The sequence below is a fragment of the Morganella sp. EGD-HP17 genome (assembly GCF_000512315.2).
Taxonomy (GTDB): Bacteria; Pseudomonadota; Gammaproteobacteria; order Enterobacterales; family Enterobacteriaceae; genus Morganella; species Morganella morganii.
Window position 1 is genome coordinate 1 of record NZ_AZRH01000038.1, and the last position, 4,330, is coordinate 4,330.

Below are 4,330 nucleotides of genomic sequence, written 5' to 3' on the forward strand. Positions count from 1 at the left end.
CTTTTCTTTAGACATTAGTTGTCCCTCTAAGACACGGAATCGGTGGTTTCACCACATCAACCAAGCAGTATTGCTTGTCTGGATATTTACAGGGAAAAAAATCAAGGAATGGAGAACAACGGAAGTGGTGCTGATAGGCAGATTCGAACTGCCGACCTCACCCTTACCAAGGGTGCGCTCTACCAACTGAGCTATATCAGCACATCTTGGAGCGGGCAGCGGGAATCGAACCCGCATCATCAGCTTGGAAGGCTGAGGTAATAGCCATTATACGATGCCCGCGTGAACTCGGCTACCTGACTTTAATCTGCTGTAACTGAATCCGGAGTATTTTACATCGAAGGAGTCTTGAGTAAAACACTCAGGATAATAATTCACATTAGATGGTGGTGGGAGAAGGATTCGAACCTTCGAAGTCTGTGACGGCAGATTTACAGTCTGCTCCCTTTGGCCGCTTGGGTATCCCACCTTTCCAAATTGTTAAATGGTGCCGGCACCAAGAGTCGAACTCGGGACCTACTGATTACAAGTCAGTTGCTCTACCAACTGAGCTATGCCGGCATCAAGTGCTGCGCATTCTATGGAGACTTTGCGCAGGATGCAACAAAAAAATCGCTGAAATTGTTCTTTTGCTCACAAAGTGGACATTCTTCCGTATTTTGCTGTTTTTTTCAATAGGTAATGTACAAATTAGCAGCGATACTTATCACTTAAACTCTCAGTAATCACACAGATGGACTACCGTAAAAACCAATAATCCGCTTATTTTTGACTCCTTGTTTATGTCATGCGCAATGTAATTTATGTCCGCGACATCAAAAAAAATGCATTTTTTCAAAAAAATTGCTACGCCTGACTCTCATCTCTCGCTATGATGCGATTTATTTTCAGCCGGTACGGGTATTAATGACCTGTCCAACCTGCGTAATAAAGGCAGCTGTTGGTTTATGTATAAAGAAAAATCGCTCTCTCCTTATCTCCATTTCAGCCGCAGTCAGTGGGCGACCCTGCGTAACTCCGTTCCGATGACGTTGTCTGAGCAGGAAATTGACGATCTGCGCGGTATCCACGATGAAATCTCGATTGATGAAGTTATCGCGATTTATCTGCCACTGTCCCGTCTGCTGAACTTCTATATCAGCTCAAACCTGCGCCGTCAGGCCGTACTGGAGCAGTTCCTCGGCAGAAATGAAGCGAAAGTCCCTTATGTGATTGGTATTGCCGGCAGTGTGTCAGTCGGAAAAAGTACCACCGCCCGGTTATTGCAGGCGCTACTGAGCCGCTGGCCGGAACATCGCAAAGTGGATTTGATTACCACTGATGGTTTTCTTCATCCCAATTCTGTGCTGAATGAACGCGGTATTATGAAGAAGAAAGGATTCCCTGAATCCTATGACATGCATAATCTGGTGCGTTTCGTTTCTGAAGTGAAATCCGGTACCCCGCGGGTTCTGGCGCCGGTTTATTCACATCTGACCTATGACATTATCCCGGATAAACAGTTAGTGGTTGAGCAGCCGGATATCGTGATCCTGGAAGGCCTGAATGTGCTGCAGAGCGGGATGGATTATCCGGAAGCCATGCACCATGTGTTCGTGTCCGATTTTGTGGATTTCTCTATTTATGTGGATGCGCCGGAAGAATTACTGAAGAGCTGGTATATCGGGCGGTTCCTGAAATTCCGTCAGGGCGCATTCAGTGATCCTAATTCCTATTTCCATCACTATGCGCAACTTGAGGAAAGTGAGGCCGTCAGCATTGCCTCAACAATCTGGGATGAGATTAACGGCCTGAATCTGCATGAAAATATTCTGCCGACCAGAGAGCGGGCCAGCCTGGTGATGACCAAAGGCACCAATCATATGGTGACCAATGTGAAACTGCGGAAATAATCAGTTTTTCTGTTAAAAATAAACCGGCTCAGGCCGGTTTATTTTTTGAATTCACACCGCGAAGTGATATTTCTCCGCCGATATAGGGGGTAATTTCACCAAACTGATCTAATAACAAAGCACCCTGCCCGTTTATCCCTCTGGAAACGCCAAAGACCTCACGCTCACCAATAATCAGTTTTACTTCACGATTAAGGTAATTATCAAAAGCATACCAGCGTTCAATAAACGGGGTCAGTCCGCTTTTTTCGAACAAGTGCAACGCATCTGTCAGATGTTTAATAAACTCTGCAGATAATATATTACGGTCGATCTGAATACCGGATTGCTGCAGATTGATCCACTGCTGGCCAATCTGATCTGTACCACTACTTTCCATGGTCAGGTTAATCCCGATCCCGATAACCACATGCGCGGCATCCCCGGTTTTTCCCTGAAGTTCGACCAGGATCCCGGCCAGTTTTTTGTCATCCAGATATAAGTCATTCGGCCATTTGACTTTTACACCGGTCGCACCCAGCTCATGCAGTGTCTCAGCAAGCACAATACCGACTACCAGACTCAGCCCGATAGCCGCTGCGGGTCCCTGCTCAAGGCGCCAGTACAGAGAAAGATACAGATTGCGGCCAAACGGAGAGATCCACTGCCGCCCGCGGCGACCGCGTCCGGCATACTGGTATTCCGCCACACAGGCATCACCAGATGTCAATTCCCCCACTTTATCCATCATATGCTGATTGGTGGAGCCGATGACCGGCAGCACTTCAACATTTCGCCCGGGCAGCAGCGTGCGGATAACATCGGGCTGTAACAGATTCATCGGTGCAAAGAGGCGGTAACCCTTACCGGTGACCGTTTCCATCTCTATACCCATCTCACGTAAGGTGCGGATGTGCTTATTAACTGCAGCCCGGGTCATCCCCAGCTTATCGCCGAGTTGTTCACCGGAATGGAACTCACCGTCGGATAAAATGCCAATCAGCGTCAGCGGTACACTGTAATCTTTCATGCAATAGCCTCTGTGGCACTGATTTCACCGTCCGTGCCGATAAAACGGACTTCCGGCTCCAGCTGAACCCCGAAACGGGCAGCAACCTGCTGACGGACATAACGGGCGAGACGGATAACATCATCACCTGTTGCATTATCACGGTTAATCAATACCAGCGCCTGGTTCATATGCACCGCTGCACCACCTTCCTGATGGCCTTTCAGCTGACACTGGTCGATAAGCCAGCCGGCAGCGAGTTTGATTCCGTCCGCCACCACATACTGCGGGCAGTCCGGATACTGTGCTTTGATTTTCTGCGCACACTCAGCAGTCACAACCGGATTTTTAAAAAAGCTGCCTGCATTGCCGGTTACAGCCGGATCCGGCAGTTTGCTCATCCGCATCTGACAGACCATATCAAATACCTGCTGAGGTGTGACAGTCGCTGGATCCAGCGATTTCAAATCACCGTAGCTCAGATTCGGTTTCCATACTTTCGGCAGTTTCAGTCCCACCGCTGTGATAGCATATCCCTGCTGATAATCATGTTTGAAAATACTGTCACGGTAGCCAAAGCGACATTCCTCTGCAGTCAGGCGTGTTGTCTGCCCGTCTGACAGAGAGGTGACATCCACATAGTCACATACGTCTTTAAATTCGGTACCGTATGCCCCGATATTCTGAATCGGTGCAGTACCGGCACAGCCCGGGATCAGCGCCAGGTTTTCCATGCCGTAAATACTGTTCGCCAGCATCCAGCGGATTAATTCATGCCAGTTTTCGCCGGCACCAACTTCGATAAACCAGGCATCCGGTGTTTCCCGGACGGTCTTGCCGGGGATCCGGTTAATGACAACGGTGCCATTGAAATCCTCAGTAAACAGTATATTACTGCCGCCGCCTAACAGCAGGAAGGGGGATTTTTCCGTTTGTGCAGCCAGCCATAAGCGGCAGAGATCAGAAATGGTCTCTGCGACATCAATATGCCGGGCACCGGCTTCGATACCAAATGTATGTAACTGGCGGAGTGAATCAGCAGGTTTGAGGGACATAATGAAAAACTCATCTGACAAATATGCTGTCTAGTTTATCAGTCCGCAGACGCGGATCCCAGCACTGCGGGAATTTGTATTTTGGCGGACTGCAAATGCAAAAAAGCCACTCAGATGAGTGGCTTTCTTTAAATATAAAACCTGGCGGTTCCCTACTCTCACATGGGGAGACCCCACACTACCATCGGCGCTACGGCGTTTCACTTCTGAGTTCGGCATGGGGTCAGGTGGGACCACCGCGCTACGGCCGCCAGGCAAATTTTTTTCAATTTCTGCCGAACTAAATTAATGGTGCTGATACCCAGATTCGAACTGGGGACCTCACCCTTACCAAGGGTGTGCTCTACCAACTGAGCCATATCAGCAAAAATCTGCGCTTTTGCACAGACTTTAAA

The 4,330-nt window shown here is 48.7% G+C and carries 3 protein-coding genes, 5 tRNA genes and 1 rRNA gene; 1 reads left to right on the forward strand and 8 read right to left on the reverse strand.

Going from position 1 to position 4,330, the window contains the following annotated elements; genetic code table 11:
• Positions 1 to 125: 125 nt before the first annotated feature.
• The 4 genes from X965_RS18340 to X965_RS18355 form a co-directional block, all read right to left on the reverse strand.
• A tRNA-Thr gene (locus X965_RS18340) sits at positions 126 to 201 on the reverse strand.
• A gap of 6 nt (positions 202 to 207) precedes the next feature.
• A tRNA-Gly gene (locus tag X965_RS18345) sits at positions 208 to 282 on the reverse strand.
• A 102-nt stretch (positions 283 to 384) separates the two neighbouring features.
• A tRNA-Tyr gene (locus X965_RS18350) sits at positions 385 to 469 on the reverse strand.
• A gap of 16 nt (positions 470 to 485) precedes the next feature.
• Positions 486 to 561: transfer RNA gene (locus X965_RS18355), tRNA-Thr, on the reverse strand.
• 386 nt (positions 562 to 947) lie between these two features.
• On the opposite strand from X965_RS18355, the gene coaA reads away from it, so the two are divergent.
• On the forward strand, positions 948 to 1,892 hold the full coding sequence (gene coaA, locus X965_RS18360; RefSeq protein ID WP_004238689.1) for a type I pantothenate kinase: 945 nt from the start codon (positions 948 to 950) through the stop codon (positions 1,890 to 1,892).
• Positions 1,893 to 1,920: 28 nt separating this feature from the next.
• Here coaA and birA read toward each other — a convergent pair whose 3' ends face one another.
• The 4 genes from birA to X965_RS18380 form a co-directional block, all read right to left on the reverse strand.
• Complete coding sequence (gene birA, locus X965_RS18365; protein WP_004238687.1) at positions 1,921 to 2,901, reverse strand: bifunctional biotin--[acetyl-CoA-carboxylase] ligase/biotin operon repressor BirA; 981 nt, start codon at positions 2,899 to 2,901, stop codon at positions 1,921 to 1,923.
• Positions 2,898 to 3,935, reverse strand: coding sequence for a UDP-N-acetylmuramate dehydrogenase (gene murB, locus X965_RS18370; RefSeq protein ID WP_032099285.1), 1,038 nt, complete (start codon positions 3,933 to 3,935; stop codon positions 2,898 to 2,900). The genes birA and murB overlap by 4 nt, the downstream gene beginning before the upstream one ends.
• A 139-nt stretch (positions 3,936 to 4,074) precedes the next feature.
• A 5S ribosomal RNA gene (gene rrf, locus X965_RS18375) occupies positions 4,075 to 4,190 on the reverse strand.
• A gap of 34 nt (positions 4,191 to 4,224) precedes the next feature.
• A tRNA-Thr gene (locus X965_RS18380) sits at positions 4,225 to 4,300 on the reverse strand.
• Positions 4,301 to 4,330 lie beyond the last annotated feature (30 nt).

What these genes read in the sequence shown, in the direction of transcription:
- coaA (WP_004238689.1), top strand. Translation starts at nt 948, where the DNA reads ATGTATAAAGAAAAATCGCTCTCTCCTTATCTCCATTTCAGCCGCAGT.
- birA (WP_004238687.1), bottom strand. Translation starts at nt 2,901, where the DNA reads ATGAAAGATTACAGTGTACCGCTGACGCTGATTGGCATTTTATCCGAC.
- murB (WP_032099285.1), bottom strand. Translation starts at nt 3,935, where the DNA reads ATGTCCCTCAAACCTGCTGATTCACTCCGCCAGTTACATACATTTGGT.